1 rRNA gene is annotated in these 493 nt (G+C 51.5%); it reads right to left on the bottom strand.

Going from position 1 to position 493, the window contains the following annotated elements:
- A 16S ribosomal RNA gene (locus tag WFH04_RS18135) occupies positions 1–105 on the bottom strand; the annotation flags it as partial.
- Positions 106–493 lie beyond the last annotated feature (388 nt).

Genomic DNA, 493 nt, shown 5'->3' with positions numbered 1-493 from the left:
TCCGCCGCTAATCTCAAGGAGCAAGCTCCCATCGATTCGCTCGACTTGCATGTATTAGGCACGCCGCCAGCGTTCGTCCTGAGCCAGGATCAAACTCTCCATAAATCTGGCGGCCGATGTGCAGCGCATTGGGGTGTCGATTTCACTCGATCAGTCAGTCACGTGCTGAAGCACGCTCCTTCCTTCTCTCCTTCATCTCCTACCACTGCACTACACCTCGCCCACCAGCCGGCTTGCGATACGCAGCACATTGGGGTGTCAGTTTCAGTCGTTCGGTTGGTCACGTGCCAAAGCACGCTCCCTTCCTCTCTTCTTCGCTTCCTACCACTGCACTACGTCTCGCCAACCTCTACAACTTTCTATAATAGAAAGAAGCACTTATGAGAAATTCGAATAGCTCGAGTTTCTTGCTGGCATCTTGTTAAGATGTCAATTTTGAATCCGAAGATTCGTTTTGTCTCTTCCGCCGACGGGGTCGGCTTTGAGACTTTAT

This window comes from Sporosarcina sp. USHLN248 (assembly GCF_037144575.1).
Classification (GTDB): Bacteria; Bacillota; Bacilli; order Bacillales_A; family Planococcaceae; genus Sporosarcina; species Sporosarcina contaminans.
This window is presented reverse-complemented; position numbering and strand designations above follow the sequence as displayed.